At 43.9% G+C, this 23942-nt stretch carries 19 protein-coding genes, 1 tRNA gene and 1 pseudogene; 10 read left to right on the top strand and 11 right to left on the bottom strand.

What is annotated here, in order from left to right:
- The 10 genes and pseudogenes from ACFSRY_RS01045 to ACFSRY_RS01000 all read right to left on the bottom strand — a co-directional run.
- Nucleotides 1-137 (bottom strand): annotated as a pseudogene (locus ACFSRY_RS01045) (IS3 family transposase); the annotation flags it as partial.
- Nucleotides 138-240: 103 nt separating this feature from the next.
- A complete protein-coding gene (locus tag ACFSRY_RS01040) occupies nucleotides 241-1791 on the bottom strand; it encodes a GNAT family N-acetyltransferase (RefSeq protein ID WP_377502508.1) in 1551 nt (516 codons plus the stop codon).
- Between the two features lie 166 nt (nucleotides 1792-1957).
- On the bottom strand, nucleotides 1958-2614 hold the full coding sequence (locus tag ACFSRY_RS01035; RefSeq protein WP_377502506.1) for a CoA transferase subunit B: 657 nt from the start codon (nucleotides 2612-2614) through the stop codon (nucleotides 1958-1960).
- A gap of 11 nt (nucleotides 2615-2625) precedes the next feature.
- Nucleotides 2626-3324 carry a CoA transferase subunit A gene (locus ACFSRY_RS01030; RefSeq protein ID WP_377502504.1) on the bottom strand — a complete coding sequence of 233 codons (699 nt, stop codon included), beginning with the start codon at nucleotides 3322-3324 and terminating at the stop codon, nucleotides 2626-2628.
- Nucleotides 3325-3515: 191 nt separating this feature from the next.
- The gene (locus ACFSRY_RS01025) at nucleotides 3516-4445 is read right to left on the bottom strand and encodes a bifunctional riboflavin kinase/FAD synthetase (RefSeq protein WP_377502502.1); all 930 of its coding nucleotides are present in this window, start codon (nucleotides 4443-4445) and stop codon (nucleotides 3516-3518) included.
- On the bottom strand, nucleotides 4429-5124 hold the full coding sequence (truB, locus tag ACFSRY_RS01020) for a tRNA pseudouridine(55) synthase TruB (protein ID WP_377502500.1): 696 nt from the start codon (nucleotides 5122-5124) through the stop codon (nucleotides 4429-4431). Before truB ends, ACFSRY_RS01025 begins: the two co-directional genes overlap by 17 nt.
- A 1-nt stretch (nucleotide 5125) precedes the next feature.
- Nucleotides 5126-5959 carry an undecaprenyl-diphosphate phosphatase gene (locus tag ACFSRY_RS01015; protein WP_377502498.1) on the bottom strand — a complete coding sequence of 278 codons (834 nt, stop codon included), beginning with the start codon at nucleotides 5957-5959 and terminating at the stop codon, nucleotides 5126-5128.
- 11 nt (nucleotides 5960-5970) lie between these two features.
- A complete protein-coding gene (locus ACFSRY_RS01010; protein ID WP_377502496.1) occupies nucleotides 5971-6177 on the bottom strand; it encodes a DUF3098 domain-containing protein in 207 nt (68 codons plus the stop codon).
- A 2-nt stretch (nucleotides 6178-6179) separates the two neighbouring features.
- Complete coding sequence (locus ACFSRY_RS01005) at nucleotides 6180-7076, bottom strand: cell division protein FtsX (protein WP_377502494.1); 897 nt, start codon at nucleotides 7074-7076, stop codon at nucleotides 6180-6182.
- Between the two features lie 100 nt (nucleotides 7077-7176).
- Entirely contained in the window at nucleotides 7177-11733 is a 4557-nt protein-coding gene (locus ACFSRY_RS01000) for a translocation/assembly module TamB domain-containing protein (RefSeq protein ID WP_377502492.1), read from the bottom strand.
- 3 nt (nucleotides 11734-11736) lie between these two features.
- Here ACFSRY_RS01000 and tsaD point away from each other — a divergent pair, with 3 nt between their 5' ends.
- From tsaD to cphA, 9 genes are all read left to right on the top strand, one after another.
- Complete coding sequence (gene tsaD / locus ACFSRY_RS00995) at nucleotides 11737-12744, top strand: tRNA (adenosine(37)-N6)-threonylcarbamoyltransferase complex transferase subunit TsaD (RefSeq protein ID WP_377502490.1); 1008 nt, start codon at nucleotides 11737-11739, stop codon at nucleotides 12742-12744.
- A gap of 61 nt (nucleotides 12745-12805) precedes the next feature.
- Complete coding sequence (locus ACFSRY_RS00990; protein ID WP_377502488.1) at nucleotides 12806-13192, top strand: thioesterase family protein; 387 nt, start codon at nucleotides 12806-12808, stop codon at nucleotides 13190-13192.
- Nucleotides 13193-13660, top strand: coding sequence for an SsrA-binding protein SmpB (gene smpB, locus ACFSRY_RS00985; RefSeq protein ID WP_377502486.1), 468 nt, complete (start codon nucleotides 13193-13195; stop codon nucleotides 13658-13660).
- A 121-nt stretch (nucleotides 13661-13781) separates the two neighbouring features.
- A complete protein-coding gene (locus ACFSRY_RS00980; protein WP_377502484.1) occupies nucleotides 13782-14558 on the top strand; it encodes a C40 family peptidase in 777 nt (258 codons plus the stop codon).
- Nucleotides 14559-14640: 82 nt separating this feature from the next.
- Complete coding sequence (locus ACFSRY_RS00975; protein ID WP_377502482.1) at nucleotides 14641-15153, top strand: HNH endonuclease; 513 nt, start codon at nucleotides 14641-14643, stop codon at nucleotides 15151-15153.
- A gap of 891 nt (nucleotides 15154-16044) precedes the next feature.
- Nucleotides 16045-17931, top strand: coding sequence for a 30S ribosomal protein S1 (rpsA, locus tag ACFSRY_RS00970; protein WP_377502480.1), 1887 nt, complete (start codon nucleotides 16045-16047; stop codon nucleotides 17929-17931).
- Between the two features lie 106 nt (nucleotides 17932-18037).
- Entirely contained in the window at nucleotides 18038-19021 is a 984-nt protein-coding gene (locus ACFSRY_RS00965; RefSeq protein ID WP_377502478.1) for an ABC transporter ATP-binding protein, read from the top strand.
- A gap of 41 nt (nucleotides 19022-19062) precedes the next feature.
- Nucleotides 19063-19133, top strand: a tRNA-Cys gene (locus ACFSRY_RS00960).
- 316 nt (nucleotides 19134-19449) lie between these two features.
- Nucleotides 19450-22077 (top strand): cyanophycin synthetase, encoded by a 2628-nt coding sequence (gene cphA / locus ACFSRY_RS00955; protein ID WP_377502476.1) that lies wholly within the window; start codon nucleotides 19450-19452, stop codon nucleotides 22075-22077.
- Nucleotides 22078-22225: 148 nt separating this feature from the next.
- Here the strand turns inward: cphA and ACFSRY_RS00950 are convergent, their stop codons facing one another.
- The gene (locus tag ACFSRY_RS00950) at nucleotides 22226-23167 is read right to left on the bottom strand and encodes a hypothetical protein (protein ID WP_377502474.1); all 942 of its coding nucleotides are present in this window, start codon (nucleotides 23165-23167) and stop codon (nucleotides 22226-22228) included.
- A 125-nt stretch (nucleotides 23168-23292) separates the two neighbouring features.
- Here ACFSRY_RS00950 and ACFSRY_RS00945 point away from each other — a divergent pair, with 125 nt between their 5' ends.
- A complete protein-coding gene (locus ACFSRY_RS00945; RefSeq protein ID WP_377502472.1) occupies nucleotides 23293-23880 on the top strand; it encodes a methyltransferase domain-containing protein in 588 nt (195 codons plus the stop codon).
- The last annotated feature ends 62 nt before the right edge of the window (nucleotides 23881-23942 follow it).

Raw genomic sequence — 23942 nt, 5'->3', positions numbered from 1 at the left:
CCCTGGATGCCGTACTTTTTCTGGGCCTGTTTATACGTCAAGTCCCCACTCTCTACCTCAGTTACCACTTGTAGTTTAAAGCCTAAGGAATAATCGCGCTGACTGCGCTTGCTTTTTTTCTCTGCTGCTTTTTCCATAATAGGTTGTTTTAAGTGTCAACCTATTTTAGGACGGGACAAACACATAAAAAAAGCCGCTAAACTTTAACAGTAGCGGCTTTTTTTATGTGTTAATAGTATCCTACTCTTCCTTCCGCATTACCCAGTTCAGGCTATAAAGATCTTTCCTTCTGTCCCTTAAATTCCTTACACTACCTGCCGTATTCAAGTCCTTCAACAGGTCCAGGTCCAGGTCAGCAATAAGTGTCATCTCCGTATTTGGGGTGGCTTCAGCTACCACGGCATCATGCGGGAAGGCGAAGTCAGAAGGGGAGAAGACAGCTGATTGTGAGTACTGAATATCCATGTTCTCAACGCGTGGCAGGTTACCTACACTTCCTGTTATGGCCACATAGCATTCATTCTCAATGGCACGTGCCTGTGCACAGCGGCGTACGCGGAGGTAAGCGTTCTTTGTGTCTGTCCAATATGGTACAAAGAGAATCTTCATATCCATGTCAGACAGCATCCGGGCAAGTTCAGGGAACTCCACATCATAGCAGATCAGGATACCAATCTTTCCGATATCCGTGTCAAATATCTTCAGTTTATGGCCACCCCGCATACCCCAGTAGTGCGATTCATCTGGTGTAACGTGAAGCTTGTATTGTGCATCATAGGTACCATCACGACGGCAAAGGTAACTTACATTATAAAGCTTGTTGTCGTAGTACTCCGGCATACTTCCCGCAATAATGTTGATGTTATAAGACAAAGCCAGCTGTACCATCCGCTCCCGTATCTCTTCTGTATACTCAGCCATACTACGAATGGCCTCTGAAGGCGACTCCTCATTTGTAAGTGCCATCAGAGGAGCATTGAAGAATTCCGGAAATACCACCATATCCGATTTATAGGAGCTGACGGTGTCTACGAAGAACTCAATTTGCTGCATCATATCATCAAGGTCCTTTACAGCACGCATCTGCCACTGTACGATACCTATCCGCACCACCGTTTTCTTGCCGCCAATCAGCTTCTCTTTCTCTTCGAAATACACATTGATCCACTCCAGGAGGGTAGCGTACGCACGGGAATCTTTATCGTCAGGCAGATAACCCTTCAAGATACGGCGTACGTGGAAACCGTTGCTTAGCTGGAATGATAGCACCGGGTCAGACAACTCCTTATTCCGGACCATTTCGATGTATTTGGCCGGTGTGAGTTTATCCGCATAATGTTTATAGCCTGGTATTCTGCCCCCGGCAATGATGCCGCGTAGATTCAGTTTTTCACAGATCTCTTTTCGAGCATCATAAAGGCGGCGTCCAAGGCGTAAGTTGCGATATTCAGGGTGAACAAACACATCAATTCCATAAAGGGTGTCACCTTCCGGATCGTGGGTTTTGAAGGAACCCTTATCTATAATCTGATCATAGGTGTGCTTGTCGCCATATTCATCATAGTCTATTATTAAACTCAGGGCGGCAGCTACCACAGTACCATTGTCTTCAATACAAATTTGACCTTCCGGAAACTTCTTGAGCAGGTTAGAAAATTCTTTGCGGGTCCAGGCGCCATCCATACTGGAGTAAACCAACTCCATGATTTCCTTTACTTCCTTGTAATCTTTTAATTCCAGCTGACGCAGCAGCAATCTATGTTCAAAGCTCGTTTCTTCTTTTTCACTCATAAATGTATTGTATCGCGTTTTGTAGTTTATCTTTATACGTGCAGAAAGTATAGTTTTGATATAATATAATCAAAGCTTGATATCCTGCAGTTATTGCTCAACAAAATTAAACGAAAAAGCGCAGTAGATTTACCGCGCTTTTTTTGGTTTAAGTAAGGATTAACACTTATACCTGTATTTCTGGTATTTCACCTTCCACTATCAAATTACCTGCTGTTGCAGCTTTTATATCTTCCACAGTTACCCCAGGAGCTCGCTCCAGCAGCTTAAATCCACCCTCCACTACTTCCAATACCGCTAAGTCGGTAACAATTTTCTTCACGCATTTTACCCCTGTAATAGGCAAGGTGCATTCCTTTAGTAGCTTGGAGGAACCATCACGGGCTGTATGCTGCATGGCAACAATAATGTTTTTGGCAGAGGCTACCAGATCCATGGCGCCCCCCATTCCCTTTACCATTTTACCTGGGATCTTCCAATTGGCTATGTCACCGTTTTCTGCCACTTCCATGGCTCCCAGAATGGTCAGATTAACATGTTCCCCTCTTATCATACCAAAGCTCTCAGCTGAACTGAATATAGAAGAGCCCGGTAAAGTTGTGATGGTCTGTTTACCTGCGTTGATAAGGTCAGCATCCACCTGGTCTTCAGTAGGGAAGGGGCCCATACCAAGCAGCCCGTTTTCTGACTGCAGCACCACTTCTATACCTTCAGGAATGTAATTAGCTACCAGGGTAGGTATCCCAATGCCTAAATTTACATACATTCCGTTTTTTACTTCACGTGATATACGTTTTGCTATCTGATTTTTATCTAAAGCCATTTTGATCTGATTTAAGCAGTTCTTACTGTGCGCTGTTCAATGCGCTTTTCGTACTTTTCACCCTGGAAGATACGCTGTACATAGATGCCAGGGGTATGGATCATGTTAGGATCAAGTTCACCTGCAGGAACGAGTTCTTCCACTTCTGCTACTGTAATCTTGCCTGCAGCTGCCATCATAGGGTTAAAATTGCGTGCAGTGCCTTTGAAGATAAGGTTACCTGCGGTATCGCCTTTCCATGCCTTTACAAAAGAGAAGTCAGCTTTTAACCATTTTTCCATCAGGTACATTTTGCCGTTGAACTCACGACTCTCTTTGCCTTCGCCTACCTCCGTACCGTAGCCGGCAGGGGTGAAGAAAGCAGGAATGCCAGCTCCTCCGGCACGTATACGTTCAGCCAGTGTACCCTGCGGTATAAGTTCTACTTCCAGCTCTCCGGAAAGTAACTGGCGCTCAAATTCAGCATTTTCCCCAACGTAGCTTGAGATCATCTTCTTTACCTGGCGTTTTTGCAGGAGCAAACCGATCCCAAAATCATCAACACCAGCGTTGTTCGAAATACAGGTAAGGTCCTTTACGCCAAGGCGCAGGAGTTCAGTTATTGAGTTTTCCGGTATGCCGCAAAGGCCGAAGCCACCCAGCATCAGTGTCATACCATCCTCAACGCCTTGCAGGGCTTCCTGTGCGTTCTTTACTTCTTTATTTATCATAGTTGTTTTGTGAGCTTATGGTTCAGTGCAGCCATTTGTGTTTATGGGATGTACAAACGCTATCACCAAACCGGTCATACGTACCTTTTTTGTTGTAGGTAATTTATATATAAAAAAAGCCATATGAAAGTATGGCTCTATGATTTTGGGGTGAAAGGGGATTAATTAAGGGTGAGATAAGCCAGAAGCCTTCAAATAAAAAGCACGCGTTCTGCTGCCTCTTTGTCTTTGCTGAGTTGTTCTTTTAGTTCCTCCAGTCCGTTAAACTGTCGTTCGTTACGAAGGTGCTCAACAAATTCAACGGTAATGGCCTGGCCATAAATATTCTGATCAAAGCCCAGGATGTTTACCTCCAGCCTTAACTCCTTGCCCTCTATAGTTGGCCGTAAGCCGATATTCATAATACCTGGAAAGCGATCATTCCCAAGCGAAACCCACACAGCATACACACCATTGGCCGGTATCAGTTTATGGGAAGCCGGTAAAGCCAGGTTAGCTGTAGGAAAACCAATGGTACGGCCAAGTTTATCTCCTTCTATCACTGTAGAAGTAAGACTGTAGTACCGCCCCAGGTAATTATGGGCTATTTCTACATCACCGCTTTCAAGCGCTTTTCTTATTTTAGTTGAGCTGATACCTACATCGTCTATGTCCTGACGTGGTATTTCCTCTACTTCAAAGCCATACTGCTGCGAACGTGCCTTAAGGTGCTCAAAGCTGCCTTCCCGGTTCTTTCCAAACCGATGGTCATAGCCTATAACCAGTAGCTTCGTATTTATGGCCTTTACAAGTATATCAGTGATAAAGGTACGGGAACTAGTCCGGGAGAATTCTTTTGTAAACGGGATGATTAGCAGGTAATCAATTCCAAAGCTTCTTAGCTGTTCTATGCGCTCATCAATGGTAGAAAGCAGCTTCAGTTTATTATCCTCCGGAAAAAGAACAAGGCGCGGGTGAGGCCAGAAGGTGATGACAACACTTTGGCCGTTATTTTGCTTTGCTCTCTTGATAACGCGCTTTAGTATCTTCTGATGCCCTATGTGCACACCGTCAAAGGTACCGCTAGTGACAACGGGGAAACTAAGCCGGGGGAATGCTGCTATATCACGAATTACTTCCATCCGTCTCCAGCTGCTGTCTTCTTATTTCCTGAATATCTTCTATGGTCAGTGCATCCTCTAGCTTATACTCGCCGATACGGGTACGGACTAAGGATGATAAATGCGCGCCACAGCCAAGCTTTTGCCCCAGGTCATGTGCAAGGCTACGTATATATGTGCCTTTTGTACAAACAACCCTGAAGTAAAGCTCTGCTCCTTCGATAGAGGTAATGTCAAAAGCTTTAATCGTAATTGTGCGGGGTTTCAATTCAGCAGACTTGCCTTTGCGGGCCAGGTCATACGCTCTTTTGCCATCAACCATTACGGCCGAGTAGATAGGAGGTACTTGTTCTATGGTACCAACAAAACTCTGAGCTGCGGCCTTTATTTCTTCTTCTGAAATGTGGCTGATGTCGCAGGTTTCAGTCACTTCTGTTTCCCGGTCATAAGAGGGAGTAACTTCACCAAGCCGTATGCTGCCTGTGTACTCTTTCTCCTGGCCCTGAATCTCATCTATGCGTTTGGTGAATTTTCCCGTGCAAAGTATCAGTAGTCCGGAGGCTAAGGGATCAAGAGTGCCGGCATGTCCCACTTTTTTCACTCTGATGGTGTTACGCACCTTCTTTACTACATCAAAGGAGGTCCAGTCAAGTGGTTTGTTTATAAGAAGTATTTCGCCTGCGGCAAAGTCGTATTGCATATTAAACTCTTAAATCTACGCCCATAGCCATTAATGCCAGAAGCAGAAACCCTAGGGCAATTCTGTAGTAGCCAAATAATTTAAAGCCATACCTTGTCAGGAAGGTGATAAAGAACCGGATGGCCAGCATGGCTACGATAAAGGCTACTAAATTACCAATCAGCAAAAGCTGCAGGTCATCTGCAGTTATTACCTCAAAGCTGTTCTGAATTTTTACGAGGTCAAAAGTAATCAGGTCTGATATTTCCAGCTTCAGAAGGTCTTTAACGAGTTTATAGCTGGCAGCTGCCAACATGGTAGGCACAGCAAGGAAAAAAGAAAACTCCGCGGCTGTTTTTCTGTCAACACCTTGGGTGAGACCTCCAATGATTGTTGCGGCAGACCTCGAAACGCCGGGAATCATAGCAATACATTGGAAAAAACCAATCACAAGGGCATTTTTGTAATTTACCCTTTCTTTATTAGCGTCGCTAAACCATTTGTCTACAAAGAGGAGCACAATACCCCCCAGCAGCAGCATGATAGCGGTTATCAGCACGCTTTCCAACATTGCATCAATAAGATCATTGAAAGCAAAGCCCAGAACGGCAGCGGGGATAAACGCGATCAGGAGCTTTAAATAAAAGTCAAAGCCCTGCAAAAAGCGGCGCCAGTAAAGGACCACTACAGACAAAATTGCTCCGAACTGTATGTTAACTTCAAAGATTTTTGTTATCGGCAGCTCGTTTATACCCATCAGGCTCGAGGCGATAATCATATGGCCGGTAGAGGAAACTGGTAAGAACTCTGTAAGCCCTTCAACAATGGCTAAGATAATAGCCTGCCAAATACTCATGTAAAACTGCTTTAGTCTTTAATCAATATGGCAAAAACCTCTACTACAAAGCCAGCCATTACTATGATAGGACCGAGGGTGATGCCCAGGAAGCCAAGGCCATAAGGTTCAGTGTCCAAAGTCATGATTATAAAACCAATTACCAGCAGGGCAATTCCTACAAGCATTACAATGTAGTTCTTCTTGCCAAAGGCAAGTCTGTCTTTATTTTCTTCCATGTTTAGTATAGTTCGTCTAATGACATGCGCAGGTATTTTCGCACTGCTCTGTATGAACTTAAGAAGCCGATAATTAAGCCAATCACTATCAATGCACCCATTAAAATATACGTTTGCTCATCATTTCGCAGCAGTTGCAGCTCCGATACTTCATGATAAGCATACAGTGTAAGTGCATAAATCATGATAGAAGCAACAATTCCACTCATTATACCTTGCCAGGCTGCCCTATTAAGGAACGGCCGCTGTATAAAAAATGAGGTGGCACCAACCAATTGCATGCTTCTGATTAGAAAGCGTTGCGAGTACAGGGCCAGTTTTACGGTATTATTTATTAAAATGATAACAACAAGTACAAGTATTCCTGCAAAGGCAAGCAGGATTATGCTGATCTTTTGAATATTGCTGTTAATAGATTCTATAAGGCTTTCTACGTATTGCACCTCGTGCACACCTTCCACTTCTTGCAGATCAAGTTTAATGCTTTTCAGTTCAGGTGAGCTTGAGTGATCTGCGTCAATTTTCATGACATAAGCATCACGTAGTGGGTTATCACCCAAAAACTCCATAAAGTCTTCACCAGTTTCGTCCAGAAAAGCCTTGGCACCTTCTTCTTTTGATACAAAGCGTACCTGGGCGGAGTCATTCTTAAAAGCCACATACTCTTTAGCCGCAAAGGTCTTTTGCAGACGCACCAGTTGTACCTCTGTCAGGTTTCGATCCAGGTAAACCTGCATCTCTATGCTTTCTTTTACTTTTTCGGAGAGTTCGCTGGCGTGAATCAGCAGCATTCCAAACAGGCCGATCACAAACAGCGCTAAGGAAATACTGAACACTACCATCAGGTGAGGATAATTGCCGAGCTTCTTTTTCTTGATGTGTTTACTATTTCTTGCCATACCAGGTGCTTGCCCACAAAAATAGAAATATAATTTTAATATACACTGCGGAGGAGGGCACGAAAGAAAAAAGGCCTGACAAGTATAAGTCAGGCCCTGCTTACTGTAAATTCAGCCTTGGGTCAGAATCAAGTATAATCCGTTCTCGCTCCAGTTCACGCTCCTGTATCCTTCGTTCTCTTTTTTTGCTGCTAAACAGTTCGCTCAGACTGTCAAACCTTTTAGTGTGCAGTAAGCTGATACTCTGCCTGGCTGTTACGTTTGCTACCCGGTTGGCATAGTAAAAGTCAGGTGTGGTGCTGTACTCCAACCGGAGCCTGAGCTCTCCTGTCTGCGAAATGTAGTACTCCAGGAACCAGTCACCGATGTAGTTATTACCAGGCAGATCTGTTTGGTTGCCGAAGCCTGTTTGGTTTGTAACACGTAACCTGCCCTGAAAGAAAGTATAGCTTAGACGAAGCTGTAGGGTGGAGAGTGCTTCCTGATTTATACCGCCTAAGCCAATATCAACCTCCAGGTTACTGTCTATGCTGTTAAAGAAGGTGTTTAACTGGCTAGACAATAAGCTGCCTAAGCTTCCGCCAACAGCCGTTGCCCCCACATTGCTGTCAAAAGCCAGGAAGCCTGGAGGAGAAAGCCTTTGCAGCACCAGAAGGCTGAATACCTGGCGGTTTAGCTCTGATTCATCATTATTGATAGTATTGAGGATATTCTGCACCTCAATAGGGGCGGACTGTCTTATGTCTTCAATGTTCAGGCCCAGGTCAACCTGTGGAGTAAGCAGCGGCCCGGTTAACTCTATGATTGCCGTAACCGGGAACCTTCCCTGAATACCACTTCCGGAGGTCAAATATGCGTCCAAGGAGGCCATTTGTGTATATTTGGCCGTAATGTCCATGGTTCCGTCCACTGGGTCGCCATTCCAGGTAATAGTGCTGCCTGGTACTATTTCAAATTCTTTCGTAATAAGGCCCTCTAAAAGATTAAGGTTATATGCACCTTGCTCAATTTCGAAAGTGCCATACATGTTAAACTCTCCCCGGGTATCTATAGTCATTCGAATATCGCCGTTACCGGATCCCCGGATTACATCCCCGGTAGTCCTGTCGATGATAATTTCGAAATAGGCATCATCCGTAACATCGAGGCTGAAGTCCAGGTTAATTCCAGAAAGGTCTACACTGGTGTTCTCAATGTTAGAAACAATGCCAGTGGTATCACTGCCGTTTCTATTAACAAATTTTATAAAATCTTTCCTGGCTACATCAGTCTGATAATCCAGGGGAAGAACAATACGGGTATTCTCTTCACTGCGTGCATCAATTTTCACCTGGAGGTTGTCTGTAGGGCCAAGAACACTGGCTGACCCTGTGGCAAATGCTGTTCCATAGAACAATTCATTCTGCGCCTCTGTAGTGTTCAGCACCATAAAGTTTCGGTAGCGTGCATCCATATCCAGCACCATGTTCTCGAATCCGTCGTGTGCGATACCACCAGACACAGTTGCCCTGTTGCCAAATATGTCGCGTAATTGGGCATTACGGAAGCTGATGCTGTTAGGGCCCAGGTAAATCCTGTCAGAGAAATAGTAGGTGGTGTTAAGATAATCGAACTTGAACTGGCCATTCGTTACCATAACAGAACCTTTCAGCACCGGAGAGCTAAGATTGCCAAGTACGCGCACCCTTCCCTCCATGTCACCATCCAGGTTAGACAGGATCCCCTTTAAAACCGGCTCTACCAGCTTCAGGTTAGCCTGATCCATAACTGCCAGGAGGTCTAGTTGGTCTTCCTGAGCCTGTGGATTGTAGTTGCCGGACACTGTCAGCACTTTTTTATTATTCCGCTCTATTCCCAAATCAACCACTGCCTGCTTTAGCTTATTGTTCCAGTCCGTGTTGCCAACGATGTTTCCTATAAACACATCATCGAGGTAAAAAGAGTCTACCCGCATAGCTGCGTTAAACTTTGTGTTCTTGTACACGTCCTGCGCTACCACTTCAGCAGTAAGCCTTCCGGCTATATCCATACTGATAAGCGGATTCAGGTTAGACAAGTCAAAATTCTCTACATCAAGGACAAGTTTGCTATCAGGCTCTTCTGAGATCTCCCCCTCGGCACGAATGACTTGGTCTTTATTTGAAAGAGAGAAGTTCTCAAAGACTAACCTTTTCCCTGCATCACTTATAAATAAAGTATTGCCCGGGTTGAATGCCCACGCATTCTGCTGCAGGGTGATATTAGACTGGTCAAAAACTATCTGTATCTGATCCTGAAGGAAATTCAGGTCTCCGGTGATAAGGGCCCGGTTATTTTGCTCAGGCTGTCTTACGCTTGTGGCAAAGTTGATGGTACGCTCACTCCAGATGCCCTCCACAAAAAAGTCTTGTGTTTGACCAGCACCTGGTAGTTCCTGCTTCTGAGAGGTGAAAAGAGCTGCAGCCAATACATCCGGACTCTGCTGAAGTTTTGATGAGTTAAGGTCTATATTGTTGTTGTATAGCTTATAATCTTCATACAGGAGGGTGTCTATGTCAGCATATAGTTGAAGAATTACTGTGTTTCCATGCCTGAAGGATCCTTCGATCTTTACCGAATCTGAAAGAGACAGCTGCGGCAAGAACAGGTTTAGTAATGGAGCAGGCTTTTTAATATTAACATTATAGGTTAAGGCGTACTCATCATCAGGTGACGCAGGTTTTCGTCTATAATATGCAGCTGTAGCAGCCTCATTACTTTCAAAATTCAGCTTATACTCCTCAACAAGTGTTTTCAGGTCCTCAATCAAAATAGAATAGTCAAAGTTTCCGTCCACGTTCAGAGCCAGCAGGTCCGAGTTCAGTTCCAGACTTCGCTGTCCCTCGGTAATCTTTGAGTCTATTGCTATTGTGTCCAGAGATATTTCTTTGCCTTTGTAGCTAATGTAAGCACTGTCCAGCAAGGCTGTTCCCTCAAACGCATCCAGGCGTAGACCCTTGAAGTTTAAACTAGCGTTGGCGCGGACAAGCAGGGGCTCAGTTGAAAGGTTCAGTGCCTGTAAATCGACGCGTTGCAGGTCAGCCACCATATTAAAGGCCTGCTGATCCCGTGCCAGGTCCACTTCACCATCTGCCATAAACACCAGGTTTGGGTCATTCACTGATACTTTCCCTACAAAAGTCTGGCCCTTCAATGTACCATCCGCTTTAATATTCTGGTAATTATAGTCCAACAGTTGTACTTGATTAACAGTCGCGTCTAGTTTTACATTTGCATCCTGTAGGGTAAAACCAGAACCTTCCAGGCGACCACTCATGGAGATGGTCTTTACCTTATCCTCGATATCCAGCAGACGACCCAAATTAAAGCTGTTAGTTTGAACAAAACCGCTGTAGGAAGAGGCACGGGTGTTATCATCAATTTTAAGGTTGATGTCAGACTGCACGCTCCCAAGTGCTGTAGCAAAATTGCCATTCGCTACAAAGTCATTGTAGAATCCTAAAAAGCGTCCTTCCAGACTTACTGTACCCAGGCGGTCTGCTATTTCATAGGCATCCTGTGGCAGAAATTGCTTTATGTCATCTGCATCAATCGTTGAAGGTTGCAGACGAAGATTTGCAAAGGTCTCTTTAAAATTTGGAAGTCCATCAGCGCTGATACTTCCAACTATATGCGTGTTCTTACCATACTCCAGGTCTACCTCCGTCGCTTTAAAGTCTTTGACCTTGCCTTTGAAGTCCAGTGTATTAGCGATAAGAGTTTCATCGTATTCCTTCAAAGCCGAGGCAAAAGTGGCAATATCCTTTGAAAGCACTTTTGAGTTGTCCAGGTGTACCGTCATGGTAACACTGTCTATGAACGAGCTAAAATTTCCGAATTTTGTGTAATCAAAGCGAACATAGTTCTGTAGATTACTTTTGTTCACCTGCAGGTCAAGTTCGTCCCATTCCCAAAAGGTGGAGGCGTAAGTCATGCGGGTATCCAGGTTATGCAGTTTTGTGTTGGAGCGACTTTCTATAGCACTCAGGTCGGTGATGTTTACCTTTAGTGTGTCTTCCAGATAAATATCATTGAACCTGCCATTGATCCTGTCGAAAGTCATATGGGCATAGTCCATCCCATAGTCTGTGCGAGGCTTCCTGAAATCATCATAGGTAAAACGGCCGTTTTTCACCACCAGTTCTTCCAGGTCAAAATTGAAAGGCTCGGACGGTTTGGTCGTGTCCTTTACAAACAGATCACCTAAAACATTTAAGAAATTGCTCAGGTTTAAGGTATCTGTTCCTTCATATACAACAAGGTTGGCACGGGGCTGTTGTAACGTGAGCGTATTAATACTTAAGGTGTTTGGATGGAAAATGGAGAAGGCACTGATGTCAGCTTCTGCCTTGCCAATGTAGAACATTTCATTGCCCCGGTAATCTTTCACCTGAACGTCTTCGAGAACAACATTGCTGAAAAATTCAATATCCACACGACCTACAGACACCTCGTGCTTTAGCTGCTCAGAAAAATAGGCTGCTACACGCTTTACCACTTTTGTCTGCACTCCAGGGAAGCGTATAGCCACAAAAACCCCTGCAAACAGCAGTAAAAGGAATAGGATAAGCCCTAAAACTATTTTTAGAATAGCTTTTCCTATAACTTTGGGGTAATTTGTTGACTGTTCTTTTTCCAAAAGATGTTTGAACCTACGATATTAGCGATCGAATCTTCTTGTGACGATACTTCTGCAGCCATTATAAGAGGAGGCAAAGTACTGTCTAACATAGTTACTACTCAGGCTGTGCATGAGCAGTATGGTGGTGTAGTGCCTGAACTTGCCTCAAGGGCGCACCAGCAAAACATTATACCAGTTGTACACCAGGCTTTGCGTACGGCAAATGTAAGTAAAAGTGATTTAAATGCAGTCGCTTTTACCCGTGGCCCTGGCCTTTTAGGAGCCTTGCTGGTTGGTTGCTCATTTGCCAAGTCCTTTGCACTTGGCTTAGGCATACCCCTCATCGAGGTAAACCACATGCAGGCGCATATCCTGGCACACTTCATCGATGAACCTACACCGCAATTTCCGTTCCTATGTTTAACTGTAAGTGGGGGGCACACGCAAATTGTTCTGGTAAAAGATCACCTGGACATGGAAATAATTGGCCAGACTACTGATGATGCAGTAGGAGAGGCCTTTGATAAAACAGCAAAAATGTTGGGGCTTCCGTATCCTGGAGGGCCTATGCTTGACAAAACGGCTGCAAAGGGTAATCCGGATGCCTTCCAGTTTCCTGTAGGTAATATGCCGGAGTATAATTTCTCTTTCAGTGGAATAAAAACCTCGGTTCTTTATTTTTTAAGAGACAAAACAAAGGATAACCCAAACTTTGTTGAAGAGAACCTGGAGGATATTTGTGCCAGTGTTCAGAAAACTTTAATAAAGACTCTGATGAAGAAATTAGTGTTGGCTGCAAAAGACCTCGGTATAAAAGAAGTGGCTATCGCTGGGGGAGTGTCGGCTAACTCAGGACTGCGGCAAACGCTTCAGGAGTATGCTAAAAAGTATAACTGGAACGTTTACATTCCCGCCTTTCAGTATTGTACTGACAATGCAGGTATGATAGCCATGGCTGCGCACTTTCAGTACCTTAAAGGTGACTTCTCTTCGCAGTATGTAAGCCCGGAGCCAAGACTCAAATTCTAACCTCTGTTAGCAGGGGGAGGTATACGTTTAAATGAAAATGTTATTTGTATAGCAACTGATAATGATCAAACCCGGCGATACCCGCACATATATAAAGCATGTAACCTCTGCAGACTTTGCCCGGTTCGATGATGGACTGGTGCATGCGGTTTGCTCTACTTTTTCGCTGGCACAGGCAGCTGAGTGGGCAGGAAGGCTTTTTGTGCTTGATCTTAAAGAGGAAGATGAAGAAGGTATAGGTACATGCCTGACGATCAATCATAAATCACCTGCATTTGAAGGTGAAAAAGTGGAGATAACTGCCGTGTTAGAGAAGCTGGAGGGGAATGAGGTAACCTGTGTATACACGGCCAAAGTAGGAGAGCGGTTGATAGCCGATGGAAAGACAGGGCAAAAAATTTTAAAGAAGGAAAAGCTAGCCAATGTTTTGGCTCCGAAGAAAGTATAAATGGCAAAAGATAAAGACAGAATACAGAAGCACGTAAACATTGTAAACCGTAAGGCGTCCTTTGAATACCAGTTTCTGGACAAGTACACAGCGGGTGTCATGTTGAAGGGCACCGAGATCAAGTCTATTCGGGAGGGAAAAGTAAATATGCAGGAAGGATACTGTGTGTTTCAACGGGAAGAGTTGTGGCTGCATAACGTGCATATATCTACTTATACGGAAGGAACCCATTTCAACCACGAACCTACCCGTGCCCGAAAGCTGCTTCTGAATAAAAAGGAGCTCCGAAAATTAGAGGCAGGTACACAGGAGCAAGGCGTGACTATAATTCCCACACGTATCTTTGTGAATGACAGAGGGTATGCTAAAGTAGAAATTGCACTGGCACGTGGTAAGAAACTGTATGACAAGCGTCAGGATATAAAAGAGAAGGATGTAAAACGTGAAATGGATAGGGCGGGATACTAACATGCGAAGCATGTGATTGTGAATCAGAAATTAATATTCTGGAATTATGGCCACATCTGGTGACTTCCTTTCTCTGGTATGTACGAGTCATTTTTAATTTATCATTTCTAATATAAGAATTGTGGAATACGGTATATGCTTGCTTAGTGTGGTGCCTATGCGTGCCGAAACCTCTGATAAGGCAGAGATTGTAACACAGATGCTTTTCGGGGAGTGTTACGAGATCTTAAACAGGGACGGCAACTGGATAAACATACAGCTCGCCTCAGATGGCTATAGTGGCTGGATTGACTTTAAGCAGCATACCCCGGTTACGGCAGATTATTTTAAAGATTGGCGCAATACCTCACACCCGCGTGTAATGGATCTACTCCAGGTGGTGAGCAATGGGGAAAGTCGTATTCCAATAGGTATTGGTAGCTATCTGCCCTTCTTTGACGGCATGAGCCTACGCATAAATGACAAAAGTTACGTGTACAATGGTCGTGCTTCAAATGCTTCATCCCCAGCTACTACTGCACAGTTGCTTAAAGTAGCGGCTAACTTCATTAAAGCTCCTTATCTTTGGGGCGGAAAGTCTATTTTCGGAATAGATTGTTCCGGATTTACGCAGCAGGTTTTTGGTATTTGCGGGTACCAGTTACCCCGTGATGCTTACCAGCAGGTTAACCACGGTGACGAAGTGCACTTCGCTACTCAGACACAACCAGGTGATCTGGCATACTTTTCAAATGAAGAGGGACGCATAATCCATGTAGGCATTATGCTTGAGGGTAACCAGATTATGCATGCCCATGGCGAAGTGCGCATTGATACCCTCGATCACAACGGTGTATACAATGCAGAGCGAAAGCGCTATTCTCATCAACTCCGCATCATCAAGCGCATTTTCTTGTAAATTAGCTGCTGTTTTTCAAGAACATATGTTACGCCTGTTTGGTTAATTCCGTACAAGGGTAGCATATGTTCCTGAAACGGCCATGAAAGAAAAAGTACTTATCCTGAACCAAGACTTCAGTGCTATCGCAGTTTGCACAGTTCATAAAGCTTTTATACTGGTATACCTGGACAAAGCTGAACTTGTAAATAAGGCTGAAAACAGCTTTCTGCGCACTGTGGACAAAGCCTTTCCTGTTCCTTCTGTCATCAGATTGCAGCGCTACGTGCGCGTTCCATACAACGGTATCTCCCTAAGCAGGCACAACGTTCTACGGCGTGACAACTACAGTTGTCAATATTGTGGGGCCGTAAAGAATCTGACGCTGGATCACCTCCTGCCACGCTCCAGGGGAGGGAAGACGAACTGGCATAATCTTGTAACGGCTTGCATGCGCTGCAACACCCGTAAAGGCGACCGTACACCTGAAGAGGCTGGTTTAAAGCTTTTCCAAAAACCTGTGCGACCAACTCTTCAATCCTTTCTCCAATTACACCTTAATCCGCACAACCAGCACTGGGGTATTTACCTTGGGAAGGCAAAACAATTGGATTAGGGTAATACTAAAATATTTAGTCTTACTAATATAGTAATTTGAATATCAATATAATAAGGTAGTGGTGTGAAAGGTGTTGTTTAGGGTATAAATTGACGAGGCGGGGGTGCTATAGTTTTTGGCCTGTCCCTTTTCTAAACTTTGACCAACCATTTAGCAGGTTGTTTTCTTCGCCTGAAATTGAGCTGACTGCTTTAGGAAGGGGCTGTACTATTCTTGATTTTTACTTGATCATATATGGTCTTACAATAAAATCAGATACCTGTTGATTTAGACTCAAAGGATTAAGTTGGTGTTGGAAAAAGAATGATTCGAATGATGTGTAATGGCCATAATGAGTCTGCAGTAGTCTCGGCTGCCAGCTTACTCCCGCTGCAGTGGATGCAAAGGAAGACATGGATTTGCGTATGCCGGCACTTTAGAATGTTTTATCGCCTTGAGACTATTACAACTCTTTTGTTGTCAAATCTTTAGAACTACTTTAATAAGAGAAGGACTCATTAAAAGGACTTTTAAAGTATACATTAAAGAGCCCGTTGAATTCTTGTAACTACTTTTGCAGAACTATTAAGTGTGTGCTGCCTTCTTTATCTAAAGACTTAAAAATGGAATGCAGGAGCTGACTCCATAAACACCGGACAATGTGGGCAGGTCATGTAAATAATAAGAAAAGCAGTAAGACGCAAGGGTATATATTATGCCCCGAAGCCTTAACTTCCTAAGTAAAAGTGAATTATATTATAGTTGTTAATAGGGTATTTTTAGAAAATTTTATTACTTTTGCACCTCATTCAAGTGAATGGTCCTGAAGAAGTTCAGGGAAATGTATAACTAAAACCAAATCAGCTTATTGCTCTAAGCTGATGGCTATTCCAGAGCAGTAAAAACAATATGAGTAATTCTCCAGAAAATTTCGATTGGGACAAGTTTGAGTCTCAAGGCTTCGGTGCTGGTTACAGCAAAGCTGAAAAAGCCGAAATGGAAAAAATGTATGACGACACCCTGACTACTGTACAGGAGCAGGAGGTTGTTAAAGGAGTTGTTGTTGGTATCACTGATCGTGACGTGATTCTGAACATCGGTTTCAAATCAGACGGCTTAGTGCCAGTTTCAGAATTCAGAGATTTGCCTGATCTGAAGCCAGGTGACGAGGTTGAGGTGTTTATCGAAGACCAGGAAGATCCAAACGGTCAGCTTATCTTGTCCCGCAAGAAAGCGAAAATCGTTAGCGCCTGGGCTAGAATTTACGACGCGCTTGAGAATGATAACGTTCTGGAGGGTGTTGTTAAAAGAAGAACTAAAGGTGGTCTTATCATGGATATCCATGGTGTTGAGGCTTTCTTACCAGGTTCTCAAATTGACGTGAAGCCAATCCGTGACTTCGACGTGTTTGTAGGTAAGAAGATGGAGGTGAAGGTTGTTAAGATCAACGCCGCTTTTGACAACGTGGTAGTATCTCACAAGGTACTTATCGAGAAAGACCTGGAGCAGCAGCGTGCCGCTATCCTGAACAACCTGGAAAAAGGTCAGGTTCTGGAAGGCGTTATCAAGAACATGACAAACTTCGGTGTGTTCATCGACCTTGGTGGCGTAGACGGTCTGCTTCACATTACAGATATTTCTTGGGGCCGTATCAACCACCCGGAGGAAGTATTGCAGCTTGACCAGAAGTTGAACGTAGTAGTTCTGGACTTCGATGAGGACAAGAAGCGTATTTCTCTTGGTATGAAGCAGCTTACTCCGCACCCTTGGGATGCGTTGCCAGCTGAGATCGAGGTTGGCTCTAGAGTTAAAGGTAAGATTGTTAACGTGGCTGACTATGGTGCATTCCTTGAGTTAATGCCAGGCGTTGAGGGTCTGATCCACGTGTCTGAAATGTCATGGTCACAGCACCTGCGTAACCCACAGGACTTCATTAAGCAAGGCGACGAGGTTGAAGCAGTTGTATTGACTCTTGACAGAGAAGAGCGTAAGATGTCGCTTGGTATCAAGCAGCTTACTGAAGATCCATGGACAAAAGAAGATGTGTTAACGAAATATGCAGTAGGCACGAAGCATACTGGCATCGTTCGTAACCTGACTAACTTTGGTCTGTTCCTGGAGCTGGAAGAAGGTGTTGATGGTCTGGTACACGTATCTGACCTGTCTTGGACTAAGAAGATCAAGCACCCATCTGAGTTCGTAAAAGTTGGTGAGAATCTTGATGTAGTTGTTCTGGAGCTGGATGTTCCTAACAGAAGACTTGCACTTGGTCATAAGCAACTTGAAGAGAACCCATGGGATACTTTCGAGTCTGTATTCAATGTAGGTTCAGTACACAAAGCTTCAGTTCTTGAGAAATCAGAAAGAGGCGCTGTTCTTGAGCTTCCTTACGGTATCGAAGGTTTCGCTTTCCCTAAAGGATTGACAAAAGAGGATGGTTCTCAGGTAGAAGCTGGTGAAAACCTTGACTTCAGAGTAACTGAGTTCTCTAAAGAAGATCGTAAGATTATTCTTTCTCATACTGCTACTCACTCTGAAGTTGAGTCTCCTCGTGTAGCTAAGGCTACCAAGAAGGCACAGCCTGCTGGTGAGGCGAAAGCTCCTAAGGCTCCAAAAGTACAGAAAGAGGCTGATAAGTCTACTTTAGGTGACTTAGATGCACTTTCTGCTCTGAAAGAGCAAATGCTTTCTAATGAGAAAGAAGCTGGTGTTAAGAAGTTAGAAGAAGCTGCTGCTAAAAAAGCAAAAGATTCTAACGAAGATGAAGCTTCATCTGAAGAAGAGAACAACGCTTAATCTTAAGCTTGTTACATAGCAAAGAGCCTCGGAGAAATCCGGGGCTCTTTTTTTATCATTTAGTATTGGAAGGTATAGAACTCATTAGTTCAGTTTAAACAGGGCCATGAGCTTTTTAGAAGTATCAGAAATTAGCGTCGGAGACGAGGCTAAAGCAGTATTGAAGGGAATTACCTTTACCCAGAAAGCTTTTCAGAACATAGCCATTGCAGGAGAGACAGGCTCTGGAAAGAGTACGGTGCTGAAGGTTATTGCTGGATTAGCGCAACCAGAATCTGGTGAAGTGATATTTAAGGGGCAAAATGTAGTAGGTCCGGAAGAAAAATTAATTCCCGGCCACAAGGGCATTGCTTACTTGTCTCAGCATTTTGAGCTGCCTCACTCTCTTCGGGTAGAGCAGGTTTTAAAGTATGCAAATACGATGCCTGGTGGCGAGGCAGAAGCCTTGTACAATATCTGCAGGATTAGTCATCTTTTGAAAAGGAAGACAAATGAGCTGTCAGGAGGAGAGAGGCAACGGATAGCTTTAGCTCGCTTGCTTTCCACATCGCCCAGTCTTTTGCTGCTGGATGAACCCTTCTCTAACCTTGATATGGTGCACAAAAACGTTCTTAAATCTGTGATCAGGGACATTAGCGAAGAAATGGGTATAACCTGTACCCTTATCTCACATGATCCTCAAGACAGCCTTTCCTGGGCAGAAACTATACTTGTTATGAAAGAAGGGGAGATCGTGCAGCAAGGGCCACCAAATCAAGTCTACACATGTCCTCTTAATGAGTATGTAGCCGGCCTTTTCGGCAGGTATAACCTAATAACTTCAGAAGCCATGTTGAAGCAGTTCGAGCTCAACAAGCAGTCCTCAGAAAGAATACTCCGGCCGGAGGAACTTCAGATTGTAACTAATAAAACAAAGGCAGTACCCGGACGCGTTCAAAGGGTGTACTTCTATGGAAGCTACTCTGAGTTAGAGGTAGCTGTAGCCGATGGTACTGTGGTTGTGAGGGTTACAGATGGGGAGCATAATACAGGAGATCAGGTTTATGTGTCGCTAGCTTCTGGGTTAAAAAAAACTGCGCCAGGAGTTTGACAAACATACTTTTCTGCGTATGTTTGCAATCCCAAACACACGGTAACGTGGCCGAGTGGCTAGGCTCAGCTCTGCAAAAGCTGCTACAGCGGTTCGAATCCGCTCGTTACCTCTCGAAGCCCTATCAGTAAAACTGATGGGGCTTTTTTATTTGCTCCTGCCCCCAATATTTCCCCTTTGTACTAATCTTTTAATAAGGTTTCCCGTAATCATCTAAACTAACAGGAAAACTAAACACCCGCAAACGATCTGTTTCTAACAAAATTGATCATCCGTAGCAGAAAATAAGACTTCTCTTGAGCTGGAAAAATTGGACAAGTTGTATAGCTGGTTAACCCTTTTATCCTGAGGAGAGGGAAGGGCTGTTAGAGCTTTAGTAACCAAAAAGATTGAGAAATAAGTAATGCATTAGCATATTTTACTGACACATGAAAATCACAGATTTGCGCATCATGCGCGGACCAAATTACTGGTCAGTCAAACACCCAAAAATCATTGTTATAAAGTTGGCTATGGAAGACCTTAGCCAAAAGCTTACAAGCGATATTCCCCACTTTCTTAAACGACTCCGTAAAACTTTCCCTGGAATGAGGACCCATCGTTCCACTGAGCAGGTGGAAGGAGGCTTTTTTAAAACAGTGGAAGAAGGTACCACGTTAGGGCACGTTGTTCAGCATGTGGCCCTGGAGCTACAAACAATGGCAGGCATGGATTCTGGCTATGGCCGCTGCTATCCTGCCCGGGAAGATGATCACATGTATGTAGTGTTTTCTTACCAGGAAGAGCGAGCGGGCGAATACGCAGCGTATACAGCCGTACGAATGACGGAAGCGCTGGCGAAAGGAGATAAAATACGCTTGTATGATGACATTAGTCGTCTGCATCAGATTCGGGAAGATGAGTATTTCGGGCCGAGTACCTATTCTATCATTTCAGAAGCTATCAGCCGTGGCATCCCTTATATTCGCTTGAATCGTCACTCCCTGATCCAATTAGGGTATGGGGTTCACCAAAAGAGGATCCAGGCTACCATGACCTGCAAAACAGCCTGCTTTGCCGTAGAAATTGCTGGTGATAAGGATGCCACAAAAGATATGCTGCAAGACGCAGGGATCCCGGTGCCCAAGGGGACGACTGTAACCTCTCAGGAAGGGCTGAAAAAAGCCTTGAACTGGCTTGGCTTTCCCATTGTAATCAAGCCCCTGGATGGAAATCATGGAAAGGGAGCAACTATAAACATCACTAATCTAAAAGATGCACAACGTGGCTTTACAGAGGCAAGAAAGTACTCTGAAGGTGTAATTGTTGAACAATATATCCAAGGCTTTGACTTTAGGTTACTGGTAATAAATGGAAAGTTTGTGGCAGCTGCCAAACGCACACCCGCTATGGTGGTGGGTGATGGAAGTTCTTCCATCAAACAGCTTATTGATAAGGAAAACAAGGATATCAGACGTGGAATCGGTCATGAAAAGGTACTAACTAAGATCAAGATTGATAAACATACCAAAGGAATTCTGAAAAGCCAGAACCTTACTTCTAAGTCTGTGTTGCCAGCAGGTGAAGTGCTTTACCTTAAAAGTACTGCTAATATAAGTACAGGTGGAACTGCAACTGACGTAACGGATCTCGTGGACCCTTACAATATCCTTATGGCGGAGCGTATTGCAGGTCTGATAGGTCTTGACATCTGTGGCATCGATATCATGACTACTGATATTGCCATTCCTCTAAACGAGGCAAGAGGTGCTGTATTGGAGGTTAATGCGGCACCTGGTTTCAGGATGCACATATCACCTACCTATGGTCTGCCGCGGAATGTGGCGGAACCAGTAGTTGATATGCTCTTCCCGCATGGCAAGCCTTCCCGTATTCCAATTATTGCTGTTACCGGTACCAATGGTAAAACCACTACCACACGCCTTATTGCCCATATGGTAAAAGCAAAAGGGTACCAGGTTGGTTACACCACTACGGATGGGATTTACATTCAGGATAAGTTGCTTGAAAAAGGAGACACAACTGGGTCTTATAGTGCAGAATTCGTTTTGAAGGATCCGACGGTAAACTTTGCTGTTCTGGAAAGCGCCAGAGGTGGCCTTCTCAGGTCCGGCCTTGGATTCCAGCAATGTGACATAGGCATTGTAACAAATGTAAGCTCTGACCATTTAGGGTTGGGAGACATTCACTCTCTAGAGGAACTGGCACAGGTAAAAGCCGTAATTCCAAAAAGTGTAAGCAAGGATGGGTATGCTGTACTAAATGCTGATGATGATCTTGTGTATGGCATGGCAGAGGAATTAGACTGTAAGGTAGCTTTCTTTAGCATGGATGAGGAAAATCCAAGGATACTGAAGCACATTGCTAAAGGCGGACTTGCAGCCGTGTTTGAAAACGGCTATATCTCTATTTTTAAAAACAGTTATAAGATCAGGATAGACCGGGTGGCCGATGTGCCGCTTACCTTCGGAGGAAAGGCTAAATTTAACATTCAGAACATTTTAGCAGCAGCTCTGGCTGGTTATATCTCCCATTTCGAGATAGAAGACATAAAAACTTCCTTACGCACATTCATACCATCTCCCGGAAAAACACCAGGTCGTATGAACCTCTTCAAGTTCCCTAACTTTGAGGTGCTGGTGGATTATGCACACAATGTAGGAGGTTTAATGGCTGTAGGTGAGTTTCTGAATGAGCTGGACTCTACTAAGAAAATAGGCATAGTGGCCGGAGTAGGAGACCGCCGGGCAGAAGACTTTTATGAAATCGGACGTGTGGCAGGGGAAGTGTTTGATGAGGTCATTGTACGTCTTGATGCTGACCTGAGAGGTAAAACAGCAGACGAAATAGTCGGACCGATCATGCAAGGAATTGAAGACGTGGCGCCAAACAAACCTGTAAAGATAATTCCAGAGGAAATGCGTGCCATAGCTTATGCCCTGGAGCATGCTGAGTCAGGTTCGTTTATAGCCATTTTTACGGAAGATGTAAATGAGTCTGTTAAAATGGTAGAAAGTTTCAAAGTTATACAGGACAGAAAGATACTTGCCGATTAAATCAGGCGTTACTAAGTCTGACAGCTATATTATATGTGAACGATGGACTAAAACCTTTTCCTCAGGAAAGGGTTTTTTTTATCCTGTAGCTATCAAAAAAAAGCCTCTGCAATCTGCAGAGGCTTTCGCTATTAAGGTTTAAAGCGGCTTACTTGAGTTCAAAATTAGCTTTACCGATCATGAATCCATCCGTGTATAGTTCAATCGTATGCTTTCCTTTTTTATAGGCAGCATTTTTATCGTAAAGGAAGCTTAGCTGTTGCTGTGTGTTGTCGAACACGAAATCACGCTTAGCAGTATAGTACATGTCTTCTCCATCAATCTGGAATGTGCCAGACCCCATGGATAGGTTATAAAGAGCAGCTCCGTCAGGTTCGATAAGACGCATATACACTGTTTTAGGCTCCTGCTCCGCTACATCATTTTTCGCCAGCTTAAAGATAACTCTGATTTTGTCTACACGCTTAGCACGGTATTCATTATCATCATCTTCTTTTTCTTTACCTCGTTGGTTGATAATATTAACATTAATATTCTGTGCCTCCAGTTTTGACGCCACTTTCACCTTCTCGCTTAGGTTCCTATTTGTGGTTTTCATGGTAGAGAGACTATCTGCCAATCGGGTTTGGGTAGTTCTCAGGTCTGTGTTCTCTGTAGAGAGTACCTCTTTTTCTTCTTTTAGCTGAGCAATCTCACTATCCTTTTCCTTTAATTGTTTTTCAAATGCAGATGCACGATCACGGAAGCGGCGCTGATCTGCCAGACTGTAACTTCTCTTTCTAAAACCACGAAGTTCATCTAAGTCTGCATTTATAGCTGTAATTTTAGCCTCTAGTGAATCATTTTCCAAACCCATTGCCTGAAGCTCCTGGCTTTGGCGTTCAAAATCTGCCTTAAGAGCCTCATACACTTTGATCTGATTTTCTAACTCGCTGTTCTTTACGCGGATGATCTCCGCCTGCTCTTCAGTCTTTTCTTTCTTCTGATAATTCATATATATCAGAATACCGTTTATACTAAGCAGAACTACTAGGAGGCCCCCGATCAACAGTTTGCGGTTGCTTCTATTTTCAGGAGTGTTCACTGACATAAGGTTTCGATTTAGTTATTTTGTGTTTCTTACTGAATTGTAACTGATGCTTTAACCATTCATGTATGTTCTTTTAAAGCACCAAAGTATCAAATATAAAAAATTTACACTATATACGTGCTAGTATGAATCAGGATTCTAACGCAGCTTATTGGCAACAACGTTATGAAACAGACCAAACGGGATGGGATACTGGAGCTATAACGCCTCCCCTCAAAGAATATTTTGATCAGATTCGAAACAAAGAGGTCCGCATTTTAATTCCGGGGTGTGGTAACGCCTATGAAGCAGAGTACCTTCACCAGCAAGGTTTTAGGAATGTGTTTTTAGCAGATGTTGCGAGTGCTCCACTCCGGAATTTTGAAAACCGTGTACAGGATTTCCCCGCTGAACATCTTTTAGAAACAGACTTTTTCAAACTTTCTGGTAAATATGACCTTATTGTAGAGCAAACTTTTTTTTGTGCCATAGATCCAGCGCAACGCGCAGCCTATGCAGTAAAGTGCGCAGAACTACTAAAACCTGGAGGACTACTTGTAGGTCTCTTGTTTGATACCATCTTTGAAAAACAAGGTCCTCCTTTCGGAGGTAGCCGGGAAGAGTATAGGGCCTACTTTGAGCCGTATTTTGAGTTTATTCATTTCGAGACAGCTTACAATTCCATTCCTCCACGCCAGGGGAGGGAGTTGTTTATGGTGCTAAGGGCTAAATAATTCCCATTCTTTCTAAGCAATAATTACCTTTGTCAGGCAAAATGACATCATAAAGCACATAA

The sequence above is a fragment of the Pontibacter locisalis genome, from assembly GCF_042684605.1.
Lineage (GTDB): Bacteria > Bacteroidota > Bacteroidia > Cytophagales > Hymenobacteraceae > Pontibacter > Pontibacter locisalis.
Note: the sequence above shows the minus strand (reverse complement) of the source record. Positions and strands in the feature narration are given on the sequence as shown.